General features: G+C 33.2%; 17 protein-coding genes. 13 read left to right on the forward strand and 4 right to left on the reverse strand.

The annotated features are described in order from the left end of the window. Positions 1-2 precede the first annotated feature (2 nt). From nuoL to ASE21_RS05870, 5 genes are all read left to right on the forward strand, one after another. Positions 3-1,886, forward strand: a complete 1,884-nt coding sequence (gene nuoL / locus ASE21_RS05850) for an NADH-quinone oxidoreductase subunit L (protein ID WP_057121631.1) — start codon at positions 3-5, stop codon at positions 1,884-1,886. A 10-nt stretch (positions 1,887-1,896) separates the two neighbouring features. Then, positions 1,897-3,336, forward strand: coding sequence for a NuoM family protein (locus ASE21_RS05855; RefSeq protein ID WP_057121632.1), 1,440 nt, complete (start codon positions 1,897-1,899; stop codon positions 3,334-3,336). 56 nt (positions 3,337-3,392) lie between these two features. Continuing rightward, a complete protein-coding gene (locus ASE21_RS05860) occupies positions 3,393-4,784 on the forward strand; it encodes an NADH-quinone oxidoreductase subunit N (protein WP_057121633.1) in 1,392 nt (463 codons plus the stop codon). A gap of 163 nt (positions 4,785-4,947) precedes the next feature. Continuing rightward, on the forward strand, positions 4,948-5,721 hold the full coding sequence (locus tag ASE21_RS05865; RefSeq protein WP_057121634.1) for a Bax inhibitor-1/YccA family protein: 774 nt from the start codon (positions 4,948-4,950) through the stop codon (positions 5,719-5,721). Positions 5,722-6,177: 456 nt separating this feature from the next. After that, positions 6,178-8,937: a T9SS type A sorting domain-containing protein gene (locus ASE21_RS05870; protein ID WP_057121637.1), complete on the forward strand. Its 2,760-nt coding sequence runs from the start codon at positions 6,178-6,180 to the stop codon at positions 8,935-8,937. A 70-nt stretch (positions 8,938-9,007) separates the two neighbouring features. On the opposite strand, the gene ASE21_RS05875 is transcribed toward ASE21_RS05870, so the two are convergent. Next, complete coding sequence (locus ASE21_RS05875) at positions 9,008-10,561, reverse strand: aldehyde dehydrogenase family protein (RefSeq protein WP_057122341.1); 1,554 nt, start codon at positions 10,559-10,561, stop codon at positions 9,008-9,010. Positions 10,562-10,743: 182 nt separating this feature from the next. Here ASE21_RS05875 and ASE21_RS05880 point away from each other — a divergent pair, with 182 nt between their 5' ends. Both ASE21_RS05880 and ASE21_RS05885 read left to right on the forward strand, forming a co-directional pair. Beyond that, positions 10,744-11,700: an MBL fold metallo-hydrolase gene (locus tag ASE21_RS05880; protein WP_057121639.1), complete on the forward strand. Its 957-nt coding sequence runs from the start codon at positions 10,744-10,746 to the stop codon at positions 11,698-11,700. Between the two features lie 48 nt (positions 11,701-11,748). Then, the gene (locus ASE21_RS05885) at positions 11,749-12,045 is read left to right on the forward strand and encodes a type II toxin-antitoxin system RelE/ParE family toxin (RefSeq protein WP_057121641.1); all 297 of its coding nucleotides are present in this window, start codon (positions 11,749-11,751) and stop codon (positions 12,043-12,045) included. Here the strand turns inward: ASE21_RS05885 and ASE21_RS05890 are convergent. From ASE21_RS05890 to ASE21_RS05900, 3 genes are all read right to left on the reverse strand, one after another. After that, a complete protein-coding gene (locus ASE21_RS05890) occupies positions 12,042-12,353 on the reverse strand; it encodes a hypothetical protein (RefSeq protein WP_057122342.1) in 312 nt (103 codons plus the stop codon). The genes ASE21_RS05885 and ASE21_RS05890 overlap by 4 nt on opposite strands. Positions 12,354-12,489: 136 nt before the next feature. Then, positions 12,490-13,029: a 3-hydroxyanthranilate 3,4-dioxygenase gene (locus ASE21_RS05895; protein WP_057122343.1), complete on the reverse strand. Its 540-nt coding sequence runs from the start codon at positions 13,027-13,029 to the stop codon at positions 12,490-12,492. Positions 13,030-13,135: 106 nt separating this feature from the next. After that, positions 13,136-14,233, reverse strand: coding sequence for an endonuclease (locus tag ASE21_RS05900; protein WP_057121643.1), 1,098 nt, complete (start codon positions 14,231-14,233; stop codon positions 13,136-13,138). Between the two features lie 199 nt (positions 14,234-14,432). Between ASE21_RS05900 and ASE21_RS05905 the strand changes: the two genes are divergently transcribed. From ASE21_RS05905 to ASE21_RS05930, 6 genes are all read left to right on the forward strand, one after another. Further along, positions 14,433-15,332, forward strand: coding sequence for an LD-carboxypeptidase (locus ASE21_RS05905; protein WP_057122344.1), 900 nt, complete (start codon positions 14,433-14,435; stop codon positions 15,330-15,332). Positions 15,333-15,520: 188 nt separating this feature from the next. Beyond that, positions 15,521-15,892 (forward strand): YraN family protein, encoded by a 372-nt coding sequence (locus ASE21_RS05910; protein ID WP_057122345.1) that lies wholly within the window; start codon positions 15,521-15,523, stop codon positions 15,890-15,892. Positions 15,893-16,009: 117 nt separating this feature from the next. Continuing rightward, positions 16,010-16,666 carry a hypothetical protein gene (locus ASE21_RS05915; RefSeq protein WP_012023298.1) on the forward strand — a complete coding sequence of 219 codons (657 nt, stop codon included), beginning with the start codon at positions 16,010-16,012 and terminating at the stop codon, positions 16,664-16,666. 394 nt (positions 16,667-17,060) lie between these two features. Further along, positions 17,061-17,624 carry an RNA polymerase sigma factor gene (locus ASE21_RS05920; RefSeq protein WP_057121645.1) on the forward strand — a complete coding sequence of 188 codons (564 nt, stop codon included), beginning with the start codon at positions 17,061-17,063 and terminating at the stop codon, positions 17,622-17,624. 393 nt (positions 17,625-18,017) lie between these two features. Further along, a complete protein-coding gene (locus ASE21_RS05925) occupies positions 18,018-19,202 on the forward strand; it encodes a FecR family protein (RefSeq protein ID WP_057121646.1) in 1,185 nt (394 codons plus the stop codon). Positions 19,203-19,392: 190 nt separating this feature from the next. Next, the gene (locus ASE21_RS05930; protein WP_242410232.1) at positions 19,393-22,596 is read left to right on the forward strand and encodes a TonB-dependent receptor; all 3,204 of its coding nucleotides are present in this window, start codon (positions 19,393-19,395) and stop codon (positions 22,594-22,596) included. Positions 22,597-22,601: the final 5 nt, after the last annotated feature.

The following is a 22,601-nucleotide window of genomic DNA, read 5'->3' on the forward strand; positions in this document are numbered from 1 at the left end:
AAATGGATACCAATTTAGCTTTAGTTTTAGTTTTAGCTCCTTTTTTAGGATTTTTAATCAATGTTTTCTTTGGAAAAAGCTTAGGGAAAACAGTTTCGGGAATCATCGGAACTGCTGCCGTGGCTGTTTCTTTTATAATTACACTTGTTCTTTTTAATCAAATAACTTCAACGGGAAAAGGAATTGAAGTTACTTTATTTGACTGGATTCAAATTAGTAATCTAAAAATCAATCTTGGATTTTTATTAGATCAATTATCAGTTCTTTGGCTGCTTTTCGTAACCGGAATTGGATCTTTGATTCATTTATACTCTATCAGTTACATGCATGATGATGAGAATATGCACAAGTTCTTCGCATATTTAAATCTGTTCGTATTCTTTATGATTACACTTGTAATTGGAAGCAACTTATTAGTATTATTTATTGGCTGGGAAGGTGTTGGACTATGTTCTTACCTTTTAATTGGATTTTGGCATAAAAATCAGGATTACAATGACGCAGCAAAAAAAGCTTTCATTATGAACAGAATTGGAGATTTAGGTCTTTTAATTGGTATGTTCATTATTGGTTCAATGTTTTCTACTTTAGATTATGGAGCTTTAAAAACTGCAATTACCGGGGCATCTAACTTAAATTTACCGTTACTGTCTTTAGCGGCTTTGTGTTTGTTTATTGGAGCTTGTGGTAAATCTGCTCAAATTCCGTTATACACTTGGCTTCCAGATGCGATGGCAGGTCCTACTCCTGTTTCTGCATTAATTCACGCAGCAACAATGGTTACTGCTGGTATTTTTATGGTGACAAGATTAAACTTTGTTTTTGATCTTGCATCAGATGTACAAACTGTAATTGCAATTATTGGTGCTGTAACGTCATTAGTAGCGGCTACCATTGGTTTAGTTCAAACTGATATTAAAAAAGTATTGGCATATTCTACAGTTTCTCAATTAGGATTAATGTTTTTAGCATTAGGATTTGGGGCTTATGAAGTTGCTGTTTTTCATGTAATTACGCATGCTTTCTTTAAAGCTTGTTTATTCTTAGGTTCCGGTTCAGTTATACACGGTTTACACGGTGAACAGGATATGCGCAAAATGGGCGGATTGCGTAAAGCAATGCCTGTTACTTTCTGGACAATGCTGGTTTCTTCATTGGCTATTTCAGGTGTTCCGTTTTTCTCTGGTTTCTTTTCAAAAGACGAAATTTTACTGACAGCATTCCACCATAGTATTCCATTATACATTGTTGGTTCTATTGCTTCCATCATGACAGCTTTCTATATGTTTAGATTAATGTTCTTAACTTTCTTTAAAGAATTTAGAGGAACAGAACAGCAAAAACATCATCTACATGAAAGCGATGGTTTAATTACTTTTCCTTTAATGATTTTAGCTCTTTTAGCAACTTTCGGCGGATTGATCAGTTTACCTGGAAACAGCTGGCTAAATGAATATTTAGCTCCGCTTTTCACTAAAGCAGCTGGCGAAGAACATCATTTAGGCCCAACAGAATACTCTTTGATGGGTGTTGCAGTTTTAGGTGGTTTATTAGGAATTTTAATTGCTTATATCAAATATTTCAAACAAGATAATGTTCCTGAATCTGATGAAAACATTACTGGTGTAACAAAAGTTCTTTATAACAAATATTATGTAGATGAAATTTACGATGCGATTTTTGTTCGTTCTGTAAATACATTATCAAGATTCTTTAGAGACTATATTGAAACCGGATTGTCTGCAGTTGTTTTTGGATTAGGAAAAGCAGCTAACGAATTAGCGTTTCAGGGTAAAAAACTACAAACAGGAAGTATCGGATTATATCTTTTTGCTTTTGTTTTAGGTCTTTGTGCCATTGTTTCTTATATATTTTTAGCTCAATAATTTTATAACTATGAACGTTTCTCTTATATTAATTATTCTTTTAGTTGGTGCATTTATCACCTATTTTGCCGGTGACAAACTCGCTTCAAAAGTAGCTTTGTTCTTTAGTTTGGCAGCTCTAGGCTGTTCGGTTGTATTGTTAAACCATTTTAATGCTGGAGAAAATATCAGCCTTATCAATGCGTGGATTACACAGCCTAAAATTTCATTTGCGCTAAATGCAGACGGATTAGCTCTTGCAATGCTTTTATTGACAACAGCGCTGACTCCAATTATTATATTCTCTTCTTTTGGGAATGAATATAAAAATGCAAAAGCTTTTTATGCTTTAATTTTGTTTATGGCATTTGCAATGACAGGAACTTTCCTCGCTGCAGATGGTCTTTTATATTATATTTTCTGGGAATTAGCACTTGTTCCTATTTATTTTATTGCTCTTATCTGGGGTAACGGAGATGCAGAAGAGCGCAGAAAAGCTGTGGTTAAATTCTTTATTTACACACTTGCCGGTTCATTATTTATGCTGACAGCTTTTATCTATTTATACCAAAAAACAGGTTCTTTCTTAATAGAAGATTTATATAAGGTACAATTATCAGCTTGTGAACAACTTTGGATTTTCCTTGCCTTCTTTCTTGCTTATGCAATTAAAATTCCAATTATTCCTTTTCATACATGGCAGGCAAACGTATACCAAAAAGCACCAACTGTTGGAACAATGCTTTTATCTGGTATCATGTTAAAAATGGGACTTTACAGCGTTATCAGATGGCAATTGCCAATTGCACCTCTTGCTGCAAAAGAATATATGGATATTTTTATTGCTTTAGGAATTGCAGGTGTTATCTACGGATCAATTGTAGCTTTAAGACAAAAAGATTTAAAGAAATTATTAGCGTATTCATCTCTTGCTCACGTTGGATTAATTGCTGCCGGATCTTACACTTTAACTCTTGATGGTTTACGCGGAGCAGTTTTACAAATGATTGCCCACGGTTTTGTGGTCGTGGGATTATTCTACGCTGCAGAAATTATTTATAGAAGATTTGAAACCAGAGAAATTGCTGAATTAGGCGGAATCCGTACACAATCGCCAAAATTCGCTTCTATGTTTTTAATTTTGGTTTTAGCCTCAGTCGCTTTACCTACGACTTTTAACTTTGTTGGAGAGTTTACTGTATTATATAGTCTTTCTCAAATAAACATTTGGTTTGCAGTTTTAGGCGGAACAACGATTATTTTAGGAGCTTACTATATGCTTAAAATGTTCCAGAATGTAATGCTTGGTCAAACAAATTCAAAAGTTTTTGCAGATGTTTCTGTTAACGAAGGAATTTCTATGGTAGCGATAATTGCTGTTTTAATATTCTTTGGATTTTATCCAAAACCAATTACAGATTTAATCACTCCAAGTTTAGAAACGATTTTAAACGTTATCAATAAAAATTAATATTTTAAATAAAATAAATTAGGGCGTTTTAGATTTCCTAAATCAAAAAAACAAAAATGAATACATTAATAGCTATAACAGGATTGGGTATTTTCTGCCTATTGTTTGAAATTCTAAATTTTAGAAAGGGCATTGTTCCGTTTACCATTTTGGGTTTACTGGGTGTCTTAGCGCTTAACTATTATGAATTTGGAACAACGGCAAGTTATTACAATAATATGATTACAGTAAGTAAGTTCTCTACTTCTTTCTCATCATTATTTATCGTTCTGACTATTTTCCTTGTAGCATTAAGTCATAATTTTTACGAAAACCATCAGACAAAAATTTCTGATTATATTGCCATAAAAGTGTTTTTACTGGCTGGAGCTGTTGCTATGGTTTCTTTTGGAAACTTAGCAATGTTTTTCCTTGGAATTGAAATTTTGTCCATCGCATTATATGTTCTTGCAGCAAGTGATCGTTTAAATATTAAAAGTAACGAAGCGGGTATGAAGTATTTCTTAATGGGATCTTTTGCATCAGGAATTATTTTATTTGGTATTTGTTTGATTTACGGAGCTATGGGAACTTTTGATATTGCAGAAATTCACGAAAGTTCGTTATCTGCTGAATTGCCAATCTGGTTTCCAATCGGAATGATTTTAATGACTATTGGAATGTTCTTTAAAGTAGCTGCTGTACCGTTTCATTTTTGGGCACCAGACGTTTACGAAGGATCGCCTGCTTTAACAACAGCTTTAATGAGTACTTTGGCAAAAGTTGTAGCAATTGCGACATTGTTCAAATTGGTTTCAGGATTAAATTTAATTCCTTCTTTGGAAAATCAGGATCTTTTAGGAACTTTTGAAAACATTATAATTGTAATTTCAATTGCCTCTATGACGGTTGGAAATATAATGGCTTTACGTCAGGTAAATGTAAAACGTATGCTGGCATTCTCAGGAATTTCTCATGCAGGTTTCATGTTAATGACATTTTTAAGCATCGCAACTTCTGCAGGAGTTTTATTATACTATACTGCAGCGTATGCTTTAGCAGGGATTGCTGCATTCAGTGTGATTTTATATGTTTGTAAAAATCAGGATAATGAAGATATTACAAACTTTCACGGATTAGGAAAAACAAATCCTTTATTGGCCGCAATATTGACTGGTTCATTATTATCTATGGCCGGTATTCCAATTTTCTCAGGATTCTTTGCAAAATTATTCCTGTTTGATCAGGTGCTTCATGCAGGTTATATAGCGATCGTAATTGTTGCTGTAATTAACTCTATAATAAGCGTTGGCTACTATTTCAAACTAATATTGGCAATGTATTCTAAGGAACCAAATGAAGAAAGGACAGGAAAACCATTTCTTATTTATGCCGTTGCAGTAGTTTCAATTGGTTTAAATATTGCTTTAGGTTTATTCCCTTCATTAGTTTTAGATCTTTTAAAATAGAATTTTAAAATTAAAAATATAAAAAATCCATCAAGAGTTTCTTTTGATGGATTTGTTATATTATATAAGGTTTCAAAAGAAAAATTCATGTTAAAAATTTAAGTTTAACCCTATAGACTTCAAAAAAACTCCATATATTTGGGTTCACTAAAAGCATAAAACTATGGCCTTTAATTCAAAAAATCCTTTTTTAAGTAACAAGCGTTTTTCATCAAATGCTGTTTCAAGAGCTGAAGAAGTACACGAAGCAAAGATTATTGATTACAATCAGGAAATGACTTTGTCTGGTACAATTAATAAAACAGCTATTCTATTTTTAATTTTATGCGGCGCTGCTATGGTAACATGGTGGATGGCTTTTAACGGAATCAACATTATGCTGCCAGCTATTGGAGGTGCAATTGTTGGATTTGTTCTTGTTTTAATTTCTGCATTTAAACCACAATTATCACCGTATCTTGCTCCGGGTTATGCCTTATTTGAAGGATTATTCATTGGAGGAATCTCAGCTATTTTTGAAGCCATGTATCCTGGAATCGTAATAAACGCGGTTGGAGCTACATTGGTTACCTTCTTAGTTTGTTTAGGTTTATATAAATTTAAAATTGTAAAAGTTACTGAACAATTCAAATCAGTTGTAATTGCTGCTACTCTTGCTATTGCTACATATTATCTAATTTCATGGATTGCTTCTTTAATTTTTAATTTTACTCCGGTTCATTACGGAAACTCTATGATGAGTATCGGAATTAGCGTTTTTGTAATTATAATTGCGGCTCTGAATTTATTTTTAGATTTCGACCTTATTGAAAAAGGTGTTCAGGAAAGAATGCCGAAATTCATGGAATGGTATGGTGCAATGGGATTAATGATTACATTAGTTTGGTTGTATATCGAATTTTTAAGATTATTATCTAAATTGTCAAGTAAGAATTAAAATTTTCTTTACCAAAATATTAAAAGCCTTTTTGAAATTCAAAAAGGCTTTTTTTATACCCATATTCTAATAATTAGTTTCCATGTTCAAATCATAAATCAGCACAAAACAATCTTTTTCTTACAAAAATTAATTTTTCACAAAAATATATTTAAAAGTTATAAAAACTAGAATTTTATAAACACTCTATCTTTTACCTCTTTATAACATCAATAAAATTAGGCATTCACCAAAAATATTTTAACATGTAATAAATTACAATTAATGCAATAAATTACATTTTAACTAATATAATATAAATATTTTTTCAAAATATGTTTTTTTAATACAAAATAAATAAGAATATCGAAATTTTATATAATTTCGTGTAATCGATTACAATAATTTAATACTTGTTTTAATCGATACTCACAAAAAACCACAAAACTTATTTATTAATGTCTAACTTAAACAATTATGAAAAAAAACTTACTTTTTCTTGCAATGTTTTTTATTGCTGTACAAACATGGTCACAGCAAATTACTGAAGCAGGGGGATGGCTTGAATCTGTATTTGTAAAATGGCAGCCCGTAAGCAATGCACAAACGTATAATGTATATTTTACAGGAGAAGGGATTGTCGACAGAAAAATTGACAACCAACTTATTAGAAGCTATGGGAGTTATTTTCGTGCAGATATTCCGGGTTTAAAAGCCGGATCTTATTCTGTAAAAATTAAACCTGTAATCTCCGGTGCAGAAGGAACAGGAACTGCAACCGGCTTACTAACGGTTAAGGCACATGACCGATCCGGATTTGCGTTTTCTAATTCTCGCGTTCCGGGTGCTTATAATGCTGACGGAACTCCGAAAAGCAATGCTGTTATTATCTACGTAACAGAACAAACTAAAAACACGGTTTCTCTTGATGTAACGGGAGCAACTACAAATCCTTGTGTGGGTTTACAGACGATTCTTGACGGTTACAAAAAAGGTAAAGATTCAAGACCTTATATTATTCGTGTAGTGGGTCAGGTTACTGATTTATCTTATATGATGAGTGGCGATATTGTTATTGAAAATGCTAAAAATGCTTCGGTTTATCTTACGCTGGAAGGAATAGGAAATGATGCTGTAGCAGATGGATGGGGAATCAGAATTAAAAATGCCTCAAACATCGAAATACGAAATATCGGAACAATGAACTGCGACAGCGGCGAAGGCGATAATATTGGTTTACAGCAAGATAACGACTATGTATGGGTGCACAACTGCGACTTTTTCTATGGAAATGCAGGAAGCGACGCTGACCAGATAAAAGGTGACGGAGCTCTGGATTGCAAAAAATCAACTTATATTACTTTTTCATACAATCACTTTTGGGATTCAGGAAAATGTAATCTGTTAGGTTTAAGCGAAGGAACAACACAAGGTTTATACATCACGTACCATCATAACTGGTATGACCATTCCGATTCACGTCATCCGCGTGTACGTTATTATTCTGCTCATGTTTACAATAATTATTATGATGGAAATTCAAAATACGGAGCAGGATCGACACTTGGATCATCTGTGTTTGTAGAAGCAAATTATTTTAGAAACTGTAAATATCCAATGCTTACCTCTATGCAGGGAACGGATGTATATAACGGAGCTACAGGAACTTTCTCTAGTGAAGACGGAGGAACTATTAAAGCTTTCAATAATACAATGAGCGGTCAGACTCGTTTTGTCTCTTACAATGCTTCAACAAATCCAGTTGAATTTGATGCTTATGTGGCGTCTACCAGAAATGAAACCATAAGCAGCAGCATCACATCAAAAAAAGGCGCAAAAACATATAATAATTTTGATACCAATTCAAGTATAATGTATTCATACACGCCGGACAGCCCTGAAACAGCAAGAACAAATGTAATGCAATACGCAGGACGTGTTTCTGGCGGGGACTTTCAATGGACATTCAACAATGGAGTTGACGACACTGCCGATGCAGTAAACACTGGATTGAAATCGGCATTGACTAACTATCAGACTACATTGGTATATGTTCAGGGCGGTACAAATCCACCAGCCGGAAACCAGACTTTAACTTCAACTTCAAATAATAATCAAACCGTTACGAGTGGAACTGCCATTGGAACTATTGTTTTTACCTGGGGAGGAGACGCAGCAGATGCAGCCGTTACAGGTTTGCCAGCATCTGGTTTAACTTTTGTTAAAAATACAGCTGCAAAAACAATTACAATTACAGGAACTCCAACTGCAACAGTAAATTATTCAATTGCTACATCAGGAACTGCAGGATCTCCTGCAACTGGCTCAGGAACTATTACCGTAAATGCGGCAGGAACTCAAACCTTAACATCAACAAATAATAACAGCCAAACCGTAACCAGCGGAGCTGCCATTAACTCAATTGTATTTACTTGGGGAGGAACTGCAACTGATGCCACTGTAACTGGTTTGCCAACTTCTGGATTAACTTTTGTAAAAAATACATCGGCTAAAACAATAACTATTTCGGGAACTCCAACTGCGACGGTTTCTTATTCAGTTACAACTATCGGAACAGGAACTGCAGCAACTGGATCTGGAACAATTACGGTAAATACAAGCAATCCGTCTGCAAGCGAAATACACAATTTTACAACTTCTGGAAAAACAAGTTCTTTCTATAGCATTAGCGGAAACTTATCTACCACAAAAGGAACTGTGACTTATAACGGATTGACTTTGACACAATGTTTAAAAATTGAATCTGCTACAAGTATTACTTTTACAACAACACAAGCGAGTACATTAACTCTTGTTTTTGTTGAAGCTGCTGCAACTATAAAAGTAGACAATGTAGACAAAGCAGCCACAAACGGAATTATAACAGTTTCATTGTCCGCAGGAAGTCATACAATTACTAAAAAAGATACTTCAAATTTATTTTATATGAGTACGGTTTACAATACCGGAACATTAAAAACAGCTAAACAAGAAATTGCTGCTGATACAAATTCTAAAGTATTTTTATATCCAAATCCGGCATCAAATGTACTTTATGTGTCTGATCCTAATTTGAAAGTGGAGAAAATTTTGATCTATAATATTTCCGGAATTTTAGTGAAAACTGCTCAAAAAGGAAATGAAACTATAGATATAAATCAACTAGCATCGGGAACTTATTTAGCAAAAATTCATACTGGAGATGGTTCATTCCACCAAACTATTATTAAAAAATAATCGTTTATAATTCTAACAAAAAAGGCTTCCCAGGTTCGGGAAGCCTTTTGTAATTTTAAAAGATATTTAATTACAAATCAAATTTAATTCCTTGTGCCAAAGGAAGGTTTGTAGTATAATTAATTGTATTAGTCTGGCGTCTCATGTAAATTTTCCAAGCATCAGAACCAGATTCGCGTCCGCCTCCCGTTTCTTTTTCTCCACCAAAAGCACCTCCAATTTCTGCTCCTGAAGTTCCAATATTTACATTGGCAATTCCACAGTCAGAGCCTGTCACAGACAAAAATCTTTCAGCCTCACGCAGGTTATTTGTCATAATTGCAGAAGATAATCCCTGAGCGACACCATTTTGAAGTTCGATTGCATTATCAACATCTCCTGAATATTTAATTAAATATAAAACCGGAGCAAACGTTTCGTGCTGTACAATATCAAAAGTGTTTTCAGCTTCAGCAATGGCAGGTTTTACATAACAGCCGCTTTCGTAACCCTCGCCAGAAAGAACTCCGCCTTCTACAAGAATTTTTCCGCCTTCAGCCACTACTTTATTTAAAGCGACAGCGTACATTTCGACTGCATGCGTGTCAATAAGCGGTCCCACATGATTATTTTCATCCAGCGGATTTCCGATTCGTAATTGTTTGTAAGCTGCTACAAGAGCATCTTTTACTTTATCATAGATACTTTCGTGAATAATTAATCGTCGAGTCGAAGTACAACGCTGACCTGCAGTTCCCACGGCTCCAAAAACAGCTCCAATAACTGTCATTTTTATATCAGCATCAGGAGTTACAATAATGGCATTATTTCCTCCAAGCTCTAATAATGATTTGCCTAATCTTCCGGCCACCGTCTGTGCTACGATTTTTCCCATTCTGGTAGAACCCGTCGCAGAAATTAACGGAATTCGAGTGTCTTTTGTCAATAATTCTCCAATTTGGTAATCTCCATTTATTAAACAAGAAATTCCTTCCGGAAGATTATTTTCTTTAATAACCTGAGCAATAATATTTTGACAGGCAATTCCGCAAAGAGGAGTTTTTTCAGAAGGTTTCCAGACGCAGACATCTCCGGAAATCCATGCTAAAGCCGTATTCCATGACCAAACGGCAACAGGAAAATTAAAAGCCGAAATAATGCCGACAACTCCTAATGAATGATATTGTTCATACATTCTGTGTCCAGGTCTTTCAGAATGCATTGTTAATCCGTGTAATTGGCGCGATAATCCAACGGCAAAATCGCAGATATCAATCATTTCCTGAACTTCGCCATATCCTTCCTGCAATGATTTTCCCATTTCATAAGAAACCAATTTTCCAAGTGCTTCTTTATTTTCACGCAATTTTTCTCCAAACTGACGCACAATTTCACCACGCTGCGGCGCAGGAATAAGTCTAAAAGTTTTGAATGCTTCTGTTGCTGTACGCATAACTTTTTCGTAATCTTCAAGAGTTGAAGTTTTTACTGATGCAATCAGTTTTCCGTCTACAGGAGAAAAACTATCTAAAATTTCTCCCGATGAAAAGTTCTCTACTCCTGTTGAAGTTCCTTCGTTAACCAGTTTAATTCCTAGTTTTTCCAAAGCTTCATTCATGCCAAATTGTGATGCTATTGTTGTCATTGTAACTTTTTTAGTTAAAATTGTTATATTTTTATGTAAAGATATTATTTTAGAATTAATTTCAAATCGAATTGAATTATTAAAGACAAGTAAATTTAGCGTTATTTTATAAGTATTAACGAAAAGCAAACAGGATTTATTCGGTAAATTTGATGAAATTTGCATTTTAAAAATTCATAAATATGACCATTTTTAGCCGGCTTTTGCTATGTTTTGTTTTAATTTCATTTAATGCATTTTCACAAAAAGAAAAACCTTCTTTTCAGGTTATTCCTCTTGGAATAAAGGGCGGAATTGATGAAAAAAATCTTTCGGCTTATTTAGTCGCGCCGTCCGGCACAAAAGATTTTATTTGTTTAGATGCAGGAACGTTAAATGCCGGAATTGAAAAAGCAATTGAAAATAAAGCTTTTAAAGTTTCTGCCAGTGAAGTTTTAAGAAAATATATTAAAGGATATTTGATTTCGCACGCCCATTTAGATCATGTTTCCGGCTTAATAATAAATTCTCCAGCCGATTCTTCTAAAACAGTTTATGCGACTCAAAAATGTATGGAAATGATGGAAAATCATTATTTCAACGATCAGACATGGGTAAATTTTGGAGATAAAGGTGTTGGATTTCCTTTGAAAAAATACCATTTTCAAACTTTAAATTTAGCTGAAGAAACCCCGATTTCAAATACTACTATGACGGCTGAAGCATTTCCTTTAAGTCACGTAAATCCTTTTGAAAGCACGGCTTTTTTAATTAAAAATGAAGATAATTATGTTTTGTATTTAGGAGATACAGGACCGGATTCTGTAGAAAAAAGTGATAAATTAAAAAATTTATGGACTGCAGTTGCTCCTTTAATTCAAAGCAAAAAATTGAAAGGAATTTTTATTGAAGTTTCTTTCCCGAACGAGCAGCCAGATCAGTTTTTATTTGGACACTTAAAGCCAAATCATTTCATTACTGAACTTCATGTTTTAGAAAATTTAGCTGGAAAAGGTTCTTTAAATAATTTTAAAATTATTATTACGCATTTAAAACCACCAGCGAATAATATTGCTAAAATAAAAGAGCAATTGAAAAGCCAAAATGACTTAGGACTGAAAATTATTTATCCTGAACAAGGGAAAAAGTTTAATCTATAATTTTGTAAGTTATTTTTTATATTTTTGATAAATAATTTGAAATTACTAATGAGGATTGTTTGGTCAAAAAAAGCTACCTATACGTTTTATAATATTAAAAATTATCTTGAACAATATTGGACTTTATTAATATCTAAAAAATTTATAAAAGATGTATTACACATCATTGTTCTATTAGAAAAAAATCCACAATTAGGAAAGTATAATATCGAGTTATCATGTCGTGAAATAGTTATTTCTAAACAAGTTAAATTATATTACGAAATAAAAGAAACCGATTTAATCTTAATTGCTTTTTCAAATAGCCGCCAAAAACCGATAAGTTTTATTGATTTACAATCTTAAATCAGTTTTTTACTTTTTAATTCTGCAAGCATTTCTTCATGAGTAATGTAATCTCCATTTTCATAGTCACGTTTACCCTGTTCAATATCTGCTTTTAACTCAAGCATAAAATTTTCTTCTGGAGAAAGTATTTTGGCAATAGACAATACTTCATCTGGGGTGAATGATTGAGTTTTCAATTTTCGATAAAACGTTGGGCTTGAAATACCTACTTTTTCAATAATATAGTTTTTTTTATATGGAGATTTGTCCATTAAAGACTCAATATTATTTACTATATTCTTATATGCGATAATTTCCTGTATCATTTTTGAGACTTTTTTGTAGCGTTTATGATACAAATATACATCAAAAATGATATTAAAAATTTTCTTTAACACAAAATAAAGCCCGACAGGTTTTAAAAACCTGTCGGGCTTTATAATCATATCCAAGATCAATAAGTTATTTTTTAGCTGTAAACCTTGGATCTGTATCCATTACGTTTCCACATTTATCGCAAGTTCTTAACTCTTCTGAATTATAAAAATGCTCAAAATGAGGAAGGAAATCTTTCTCAATATTATGTAACTCAAAATATACTTCATAAAGTTTGTGATTGCAGTTATCACAATGCCATAAAAGTCCGTCAGTATAACCTTTTCCGGCACGTTTGCGTTCAATAACTAACCCTATCGAACCTTCAGAACGTACAGGAGAATGTGGAATTTTAGCAGGATGTAAATACATATCTCCGGCATTTAATTCCATTTCTTTGCGCTCGCCCTCTTCCTGAATTACAACTTTTATACTTCCTTCTAATTGATAAAAAAGTTCTTCGGTTTCGTTATAATGATAATCTTTTCGGGCGTTTGGCCCGGCAACAATCATTACGATATAATCGCCAGAATCAACATATAAATTTTTATTCCCAACGGGTGGTTTTAGTAAGTGTCGGTTATCTTCAATCCATTTTGTAAGATTGAATGGTTTTGCTATAGCCATTTTTTTCAATATTTATTAACGCTAAGGTAATGAATTTGTAAAGAAGCACCGCAGTGTGTCTACATTCCTATTATCAAAACCTATAAGACGCACTGCAAGTGAGTCTCTACAATTTCTCGCGTATTAAATAAATATAAACCGGAAAATGATCGCTAAAGCCAGCTTCAGTTAAAGTATTCCGTAAAGGATATCCTTTATATTTTCCGGTAGCTTGGATAAGATAAGGTTTATTGAAAATACCTGCTTTCCAAAATTTAAAATTTGAAAAATCAGAATCTATAAAGGATTTAGTCATAATAATTTGATCAAAAATATCCCAGGAATCCCTAAAAGCGAGAGTTCCCATTCCTTTTTCTGCCATTTCTTCGAATGGATTATAGACTTCAGATTCAGAAACTTCTGTTTTCTTTGCTTTTGTTCCCAAAGCTATCTTTAAGCTTTTATTAAAGGGGCCGTCGTTTAAATCGCCCATTGTAATGACTTTCGCCATTGGGTTTATCCTTTGCAGGGAATCGATAATTTTTCGATTTAATCGCCCTGCAGCTTCCCGATAAGGGCTGCTGGCTTTTTCTCCACCAGATCTCGACGGCCAGTGATTTACTATTATATGTATTTCTTCATTATCTAAAAATCCTGTTACTAAAAGCTGATCTCTTGTAAACACTCTGTTTTTAGTATTGACTTTGATTTCAACATCACCTAAATCTTCATTATTATTTTCCTGTCCAGCTGCACTGTTTTTATAAATTAATAATGGAATATTAACGTAAGATGTCGGCCTGAAATATTTCTTTTGATACAAAAGCGCTACATCAATGCCACGGTGGTCCGGAGAGTCAAAATGAATGATTCCGTAATCATAATTTGCAATTTTTTCCTGTTTTATTAAATCTTCCAGAACTCCTCTGTTTTCAATTTCGGAGCAGCCTAGTAAAGCTGGGGCATTCGAATTTTCAGGTGTACCTATTTCAGAAATTACTCTCGAAAGATTCTTTAATTTCTGTTCGTACTTTTCCTTTGTCCAATGCTGAGTTCCTGCTGGCGTCCATTCATCATCATTTGTACTGGGATCATCATTAGTGTCAAAAAGGTTTTCGAAATTGTAAAATGCCAAAGTGTGAATATTGTATTTTTTTGATTGGGCAGTTAAGAAAGAAATGATAAAAAAGGCCAGTAAACAAAATTGAATTTTAATAATTTGCATAACTTTAAAATTTTAAGCGCTCAATATAAATAATTTGTAGGAAATTTCAATATTTTTGTCCGCATCAATTTTAATTTTTTTATTAAATCAAAAAAGAAACATGAATAGTTCCCTTAAAATCAAGAAATATTTTACCAGCTCTAAACTGGCATTTCTTATTTTTGTTTTACAATCATTCAACTGTCAATCTCAACAAATCATGATAACACCTCCTTATTTACAAAAAGGCGATACTGTAGCTCTCTTGGCAACTGCCAGAAAAAATATTGACGACAATTTAAAACCAACCATAGATTTACTGAAAAGCTGGGGATTAGAAGCTGTTATTGGAAGCTCAATTGGATTAGATTACCACCAACTGGCCGGAACAGATGAACAACGTGCAGCCGATTTTCAAAAACAATTAGACAATCCTAATATAAAAGCAATTTGGTGTGTTCGGGGCGGTTATGGAACTGTGAGAATGCTGGATTTACTGGATTTTACAAAATTCAAACAGCACCCAAAATGGATTATTGGGTTTAGCGATGTAACAGTTTTGCACAATCATTTAAATACAATGGGTTATAAATCTATTCATGGTGTCATGCCCGTAACAATTCCGCGTGCAACTCCGGCAGCAATTAGTTCAATGAAATCGAGTTTGTTTGGCGAACCTCTTTCCTACTCTATTGAACCCAGCAGTATGAATCGTTTTGGCAAGGCAACTGGCGAATTAGTTGGAGGAAATCTTTCGATATTATATAGTTTATTGGGCTCTCCATCTGCAATTGACTGCAAAGACAAGATTTTATTTATTGAAGATTTAGATGAATATCTTTATCATATTGATCGAATGATGATGAATTTAAGACGCAACGGCTGTATTGAAAACTTAAAAGGAATCATCATTGGCGGAATGACCAAAATGAAAGACAATGAAGTGCCGTGGGGTAAAAATGCATTAGAAATTATTGATGATGTAACCAAAAAATACAATATTCCTGTAATCTTTAATTTCCCGGCGGGACATATTCAGGACAATAGAGCTTTAATCATGGGATGCACTATTTCTATTGATGTCAACGCATCTGGAAGTACGGTTACTTTTCAGAAATAATATCACATAAATCCTTTTTTAGGAAAACTCAAAATACCACATAAAAAATTTCGCAAAGACGCGAAGCCGCAAAGTTTAAATATATTTTGCGGCTTCGCGTCTTTGATTGCAAAAGTATTTTAAATAAAATAATTCAACCTCAGCGCAAAAAACTGAAAACTGAGACTGAAAACCGAAAACTTAAAAAAATGGCAGAACATAACGAACTTGGCAAAAGAGGAGAAGAACTTGCGGCAGAACATTTAAAGCAAAATGGGTATGAAATTTTAGACCGAAACTGGGTTTTCCAAAAAGCTGAAATAGATATTATTGCTCAAAAAGACAATACTCTGGCAATCGTTGAAGTAAAGACAAGATCGAGTCTGGATTTTGGTTCTCCGCAGGATTTTGTGAAGCCAAAAAAAATTCAACTCTTAATAAAAGCAGTAAATGCCTACATAAACTATAGGGAAATGGATTTTGAAGAAGATTTAAATATTCGTTTTGACATCGTTGCGATCCATAAAAACGGGGAATCATTTGCAATTGAACATCTTACTGATGCTTTTTATCATTTTTAACATAATTTTTCATTGTTATAATTGTAACAAATTGTTTTTTTATTTATCTTTGCAAAGATTTATAACATCAAATTAACTAAACCAACCCAATTACGTTACAAAAAAAAAGAAAAAATTATGAAAACCGTTTCTTCTATCGTCGAAAATTACATCAAAACAAAACCCTTTCTTTTAAACGCTTTATCTCTCGGGATTATCAACCTGACTTCTCTATCTCGGAACATTATGACCGAGTTGGAAAATGAATTTGGAAAAGAAGTAAAACAAGGCGCTGTTGTAATGTCGCTGAAACGATTAACCGAAGAATTAGATTTTAAATTAAACCACAAAATCAATAAAGTAATCAAGAATATTGGTGAAATTACAGTAAGATCTGAATTGACAGATTACACTTTTGCAGCTTCTGAAACTGTTTTAAATAAACAGGCCGATTTAATTTCTGATATCAATGCTTTATCTGATATTTTCTATACCTCATCTCGTGGTGTAAACGAAACTAATATCGTAGTAAGCAGCAGTGTAAATCATTTAGTTGAAAAACACTTTATGAGAGAAAAATTAATTCAGAAATTAGACAATCTGGCTTCGATTACTGTAAAATTACCAAAAGAAAATATTGTTGTTCCCGGTATTTATTACTTCATTTTCCAGCGTTTAGCCTGGGAAGGAATCATTATAAATGAGGTAATTTCTACATCAAACGAATTTACAATTTTAGTTGGTGAAGATCAGGTCGATGTTGCTTTTAAAGTAATTAAAGATTTGAAAAACTAAACCCAAAATTTAATTTTACATCTTAAAAATAATTTCAATTTTCAATCATCCTTTTGTCTTTTCGTGAAAAGATAAAAGGATTTTTTTTATCCATTTCTACTTATAATTTTTCAATTCTTTAATTCTGAAATAAGAATATTCTCAAAAAACAAATCTCAATATAGTTAATTTTTAAAATTTTAGCCAAAAATTTATCAACTTGATAAAAAGCATTTTGACACCGTATTTCCTGAGATCCGGTTAAAATAAATCACAAAAAACCGAATTAAGTTTATTTTACCATTATTTGCTGCGAATAATATTTTTATATATTTGCTAATCACTCAACGCATTAGAGTATCGATTTTGATAGTATCGTAATATAATTAGATTTAAATACAAACTAATTAATTTAATGTTGGAAGCCAAAGACTATAGCGACAAATTATTGGTAAGCGAACTAAAAAATGGAAGCGAAAAAGCATTTCGTTCCCTTTTTGATTTGTATTATCAGGATATTTATGGGTATAGTATCAGTTTACTAAAATCGAAAGAAGCTGCCGAAGAAAATGTACAGGATGTTTTTATGAAAGTATGGCAGCATAGGGAAAACCTAAATTTAGAACAATCTTTTAAAGCTTATATTTTTACCATTGCCAGAAATCAGGCTTTTAATATATTAAACAAAGCTGCAAATGATTTGGTTTTAAAAGAGACCGTTTTTTATGAAAGTCAACAATCGTATGAATACGGAGATTATTCCATTCGCGAAGAAGACTGTAAAAAAATTCGAAAACAGGCCATGAAACAGTTACCGCCAAAACGGAAACAAATTTTTAAAATGTCACGAAAGAAAGGCATGAGTTACGAAGAAATTAGTCAGGAACTCGGCATTTCTATAAATACTGTCAGGAACCAAATGAGCAAAGCATTAGAATCAATGCGGGTCTTTTTTCAGATTCACGACGAGATTATCTAACCAAAACCAATTTTTAACCAATTAAATCACTCTTCCCGAGTGATTTTTTTTTACATTAAATTTTTTAATTCATTTTCCAAACATAGCCCACGGTTTCAACCGTGGGAGAAAATGCGAATAACGCAACGCATATCACAAAACGCTTCCCACGATTGAAACCGTGGGCTATGTTTTGATGTTGTTTGTGCTGCATCTTTGTCAAAGTTTGAAACTTTGACAAAGATTTTATGCATTTTTTGAAAAAATATTATTTAATTAAATCGCTTGAAATCAATGATTTAAATATTTGAAAATCTCTTTAAATGTTAAAATTTAAAAATTTACAACGTTTGAGTAGTACTGAAATCGTTTTCGGCTGTATTATATCAAAACACGACCTAAAAACAATTCGTAATGAATTCAAATCCTGAAATAAAAAGTCTTTTACAAAAATTTGTTTTAAACCAATGTACACCTGAAGAAATAAACGAGGTAGTTGATTATTATAAAAAAAATCAACTTACTGATGATTTTCCAACGGTAGAAGACATTCAAAATCTTTTGGGCAAAATGCCAAAAATGCATCAACAAACCGCCGATACCATTTTCATGAACATATTATCGACTTCAAAAGAAGAAGAAGAAGAATCTGTTATTGAAATACCTAAAAGAAGACAAAATTTCAGAAAATATATTTCGATTGCTGCTTCTGTAATTGTTTTATTGGGAATTGGATTTTTCTACAAACAGCACATTTCTGAAAAAGCTGTTGAACAGAAATTTGATTTTAAAAGCTCTGACATCGTATTACAATTAGAAAATGGAGAAACACAAATTTTGTCTGAACATAATTCTGCTCAGGTAAAGGATTCAAAAGGAAATATTATTGGAAACCAGAGTGGCGATAAAATTGTTTATGAAAATAGTTTGGACCCTGAAAAATTAGTTTACAACATCATTAAAATTCCATACGGCAAAAAATTCCGCCTTCAGTTATCAGACGGCACTATGGTTCATTTAAACGCCGGAACAACTTTAAAATATCCTGTAAAATTTATTGCTGGCGAAAACAGACAGGTTTTTCTGGACGGAGAGGCTTTTTTTGATGTTGCAAAAGACAAAAAACATCCGTTCATCGTAAATGCTGACGAATTGAATGTTAGAGTTTTAGGGACACATTTTAACGTTTCTAATTATCCTGAAGATGCTGCTGCAGATGTTGTTTTAGTTGAAGGTTCTGTCGGGATGTATCATTCAAACGAAGAATTTGATGCTTCAAAAAACACTATTTTAAAACCTGGATTTAAAGGAAGCTTCAACAAAGAAAATGCTAAAATTTCGACTAAAGCGGTTATTACAGACATTTATACTTCATGGATAAATGGAGGACTGACTTTTAGGAATATGACTTTCAAAAATATTATTACAAAATTAGAAAGGCGATATAATGTTACCATCATAAATAAAAATGAAAAACTGGCAAACGAAAAATTCAATGCTAGTTTCAGCGACGAATCAATTGATAAAGTGATGAGCTATTTCAACGACATTCACGGTATTAATTACACAATAAAAAACGATCAGATACTAATTAAATAACCACTAACCAAATAAAAAAATATGATGAACTAAGATTACAAAAATAAAAAAATCGGAAAGAGCTGCGAACAATTTCCGATTAACTAAGTGATTGAATATAACGAATTAACTACAATCAATTAACAAAATTATGAAAAAAAAATCTAAGAATAATGGGTTCTTATACTCATTGTTCCAAAATGACCTAAAATTGAAACTAACTACACTACTTATTTTGGTCGCCATGTTTAATATCAGGGGAAATTCTTATGCCCAAAAGACAAAAGTTACCCTCGAATTAAACAATTCAACAATCGAAAAGGTTATTGAGACCATTGAACAAAAAACAGATTTCAGATTTATTTATAAACTGAACGATATCGACTTAGACCGGACAGTTTCTATTTCTGTAAAAGATCAATCGATATATGTGGTTTTAGACAAAATTTTTAAAGGAACCCCAACTGAATTTAAAATCAGAGACACACAGATTATCCTTAAAAAACCTGAACTTAGAACACAGGCAGTCGAATTTCAAAAACAAACTGTTACCGGTATAATTACTGATGAAAACGGAATGCCGCTTCCCGGAGCTTCGGTTATTGAAGAAGGAACTAAAAACGGAATGGTTACTGATTTTGACGGAAAATACAAAATTACTGTCGAAAGCAGCCAGTCTGTAATTATTGTTTCTTTTGTTGGATATAAGGAGAAGAAAGTTACTGCAAATCAAAACGTAATCAATATTCAGCTTTTTCCAGATGCTACAGACTTACAGGAAATTGTAGTTGTGGGTTATGGTACAACAATCAAAAAAGATGTAACCGGAGCAGTTTCTTCCATTGCTGCAAAAGATATGAATCAGGGAGCAATTGTAAATCCGTTACAATTGATTTCCGGAAAAGCGGCTGGTGTAAACATCAATCAAATAGGAAGTGAGCCGGGTTCTGGACCTAGTGTTCGTATCCGTGGAATTTCTTCTTTAATTGGCGGAAGTGATCCATTGGTTGTTGTTGATGGAATTCAGGGAAATATGGATTTATTAAATCAGGTTCCGCCCAGCGAAATTGAAAGTATTGACATTTTAAAAGATGCTTCTGCAACTGCTATTTACGGTTCTCGCGGTGCACCGGGTGTAATCATTGTTTCTACAAAAAAGAACAAAGCCGGTAAAACTACTATGGAATACATTGGATCAACATCTTTAGATTTTATTCCGAAGAAATTAGATATGTTGAGTGCTGACGAATGGTGGACTGCGGCACAAAGTGTTGGTGTTCCGGCATCGGCAAATCATGGTTCTGATACAGATTGGTACGGTCTTTTAACCCAAACTGGAATTACCCAGACACATACTTTATCTTTTGGAGGAGGTACAGATAAATTCAATTACAGAGCTTCTTTAACTGCAATTTTACAAGAGGGAGTTGTTATTAATTCAAGCAATCAAAAATATATTGGCCGTATTCAGGCTACCCAATTAGCACTTGATGATAAATTAAAATTGACTTTTAATTTAAATACCGGTGTAAATAATACAAAGAGCAGTATTCAAAGTATTGGTACAGCAGCATATACATCAAATTTGATTACAAATGCTTATTTGCTTAGACCAACAGACCCTGTTTACAATACCGACGGAACTTACTTTACAGATCCAAATGTATTTCAATATTTAAATCCTTATGCAGCTGCTCAGACAACTACAAACGAAGCGCAGAATGACAATTTATTTGGAAGCTTAAAAGCGGATTTGGATTTAGCGAAAGGTTTAAGTGCAAGCTGGTTCGGGAGCTGGAGAAAAACAAATGTAACATATGGCTATTTTCAGCCAATAGAATCTACAGTTGCTTTTGCTATTGATCAAAAAGGTTTTGCGAATATCAATAATCAAAGACAAAATGAAAAGTTAACCAACTTTAGTCTTAACTATAAAAGAACATTTGGCATACATAACATCAACGTATTGGGTTTATACGAATGGCAAAATCAAACCTATCAGGGAAATTATGCACAGGCCAGAGGTTTTATGAATGATAAAACAACTTACAATGCACTTCAGTTAGGAGATATGTCAAATGTTAGGCCAGGTGATATTACTTCATATAAAAATGACAGAAGTTTAGTTTCATTTTTAGGAAGATTAAACTATTCTTTGTTAGATCGTTATCTGGTTACGGCCAGTATTCGACGAGATGGTTCAACAGTATTTGGTGCAAATAATAAATGGGGAAATTTTCCTTCAGCATCTGTTGCGTGGCAGGTTAACAAAGAGCCTTTTATGCAAAACCAAGCTTTGTTTGATGAGTTAAAAATTCGTGCTGGTTACGGAGTTACCGGTAATCAGCAAGGACTTAATCCTCAGCAGTCCATTGCATTGGTTGGAAGTTCAGGAACTACTTATTTTGGAGGTCAGCAGATTCCAAATTACAGCGTTAGCCAAAATGCAAATGCCGACTTAAAATGGGAAACTAAAAAACAAACGAATTTAGGTCTTGATTTTGCTCTTTTAAACAATCGATTAAGAGGTACTGTTGATGTGTATACTTCTAAAACAGAAAATTTGTTATTTAATTATGTAGTACCTCAGCCACCATTTCCACACGATCGTATCATGGCAAATGTTGGAAGTATTTCAAACAAAGGTCTTGAGGTTTCTTTGGCTTATGATGTGATTAAATCACAAAACAGCACTCTTACCTTGGCAGGAAACGTTTCTTTCATGAAAAACGAAGTGCTAAATTTAAGCGGAAGCATAAACGGAGTGCCATTAAATACTGATTATGTAGGCTGGGGAGCTGAAAACTCTTATTTAGTAAAAGGAAAACCGGTTGGAGCTTTCTACATACTGGAACATACAGGCAAAAATGAAAACAATGTTGAAACAGTTTTAGATCGTGACGGAAACGGCATAATCGATCAGGGAACAAGAAGTCCGGACCGTTACTACGCAGGTTCTGCTCTGCCAACGTATACTTTTGCATTTAACCCTTCTTACCGATATAAAAACTTTGATGCTTCATTGTTAGTAAGAGGTTCCGGAGGAAACAAAATTTACAATAGTTTACGCTCTAATTTGAGCAGAATGGAAAACATTGGTAAATCCAATGTTTTGGCAAGCGCTGTAGATCAGGGAATTTATACCTCTCCTTATGGCTCTGATTTATGGTTAGAAGATGGTTCCTTTATTCGTTTAGAAAATCTTACGGCCGGATACAGTTTCCGTTTTACAGATAAATATGTTGATACTATCAGACTTTCACTTACAGGAAACAACTTGTTCCTGATTACAGATTATACAGGTATTGATCCTGAATTAAATGTAAGCGGCAGCGGAGACAGCTTTGGAGGCGATAAAGGAATTTATCCTCGTACCAGAAGTGTAGCATTTGGTTTGACTGTAAAATTTAAATAAGTAAA

It is taken from the genome of Flavobacterium sp. Root901 (assembly GCF_001429765.1).
Classification (GTDB): Bacteria; Bacteroidota; Bacteroidia; order Flavobacteriales; family Flavobacteriaceae; genus Flavobacterium.

Excerpts from the sequence above, each read along its gene's own strand:
- nuoL (WP_057121631.1), top strand. The coding sequence starts at position 3 with ATGGATACCAATTTAGCTTTAGTTTTAGTTTTAGCTCCTTTTTTAGGA.
- ASE21_RS05855 (WP_057121632.1), top strand. The coding sequence starts at position 1,897 with ATGAACGTTTCTCTTATATTAATTATTCTTTTAGTTGGTGCATTTATC.
- ASE21_RS05860 (WP_057121633.1), top strand. The coding sequence starts at position 3,393 with ATGAATACATTAATAGCTATAACAGGATTGGGTATTTTCTGCCTATTG.
- ASE21_RS05865 (WP_057121634.1), top strand. The coding sequence starts at position 4,948 with ATGGCCTTTAATTCAAAAAATCCTTTTTTAAGTAACAAGCGTTTTTCA.
- ASE21_RS05870 (WP_057121637.1), top strand. The coding sequence starts at position 6,178 with ATGAAAAAAAACTTACTTTTTCTTGCAATGTTTTTTATTGCTGTACAA.
- ASE21_RS05875 (WP_057122341.1), bottom strand. The coding sequence starts at position 10,561 with ATGACAACAATAGCATCACAATTTGGCATGAATGAAGCTTTGGAAAAA.
- ASE21_RS05880 (WP_057121639.1), top strand. The coding sequence starts at position 10,744 with ATGACCATTTTTAGCCGGCTTTTGCTATGTTTTGTTTTAATTTCATTT.
- ASE21_RS05885 (WP_057121641.1), top strand. The coding sequence starts at position 11,749 with ATGAGGATTGTTTGGTCAAAAAAAGCTACCTATACGTTTTATAATATT.
- ASE21_RS05890 (WP_057122342.1), bottom strand. The coding sequence starts at position 12,353 with ATGATACAGGAAATTATCGCATATAAGAATATAGTAAATAATATTGAG.
- ASE21_RS05895 (WP_057122343.1), bottom strand. The coding sequence starts at position 13,029 with ATGGCTATAGCAAAACCATTCAATCTTACAAAATGGATTGAAGATAAC.
- ASE21_RS05900 (WP_057121643.1), bottom strand. The coding sequence starts at position 14,233 with ATGCAAATTATTAAAATTCAATTTTGTTTACTGGCCTTTTTTATCATT.
- ASE21_RS05905 (WP_057122344.1), top strand. The coding sequence starts at position 14,433 with ATGATAACACCTCCTTATTTACAAAAAGGCGATACTGTAGCTCTCTTG.
- ASE21_RS05910 (WP_057122345.1), top strand. The coding sequence starts at position 15,521 with ATGGCAGAACATAACGAACTTGGCAAAAGAGGAGAAGAACTTGCGGCA.
- ASE21_RS05915 (WP_012023298.1), top strand. The coding sequence starts at position 16,010 with ATGAAAACCGTTTCTTCTATCGTCGAAAATTACATCAAAACAAAACCC.
- ASE21_RS05920 (WP_057121645.1), top strand. The coding sequence starts at position 17,061 with ATGTTGGAAGCCAAAGACTATAGCGACAAATTATTGGTAAGCGAACTA.
- ASE21_RS05925 (WP_057121646.1), top strand. The coding sequence starts at position 18,018 with ATGAATTCAAATCCTGAAATAAAAAGTCTTTTACAAAAATTTGTTTTA.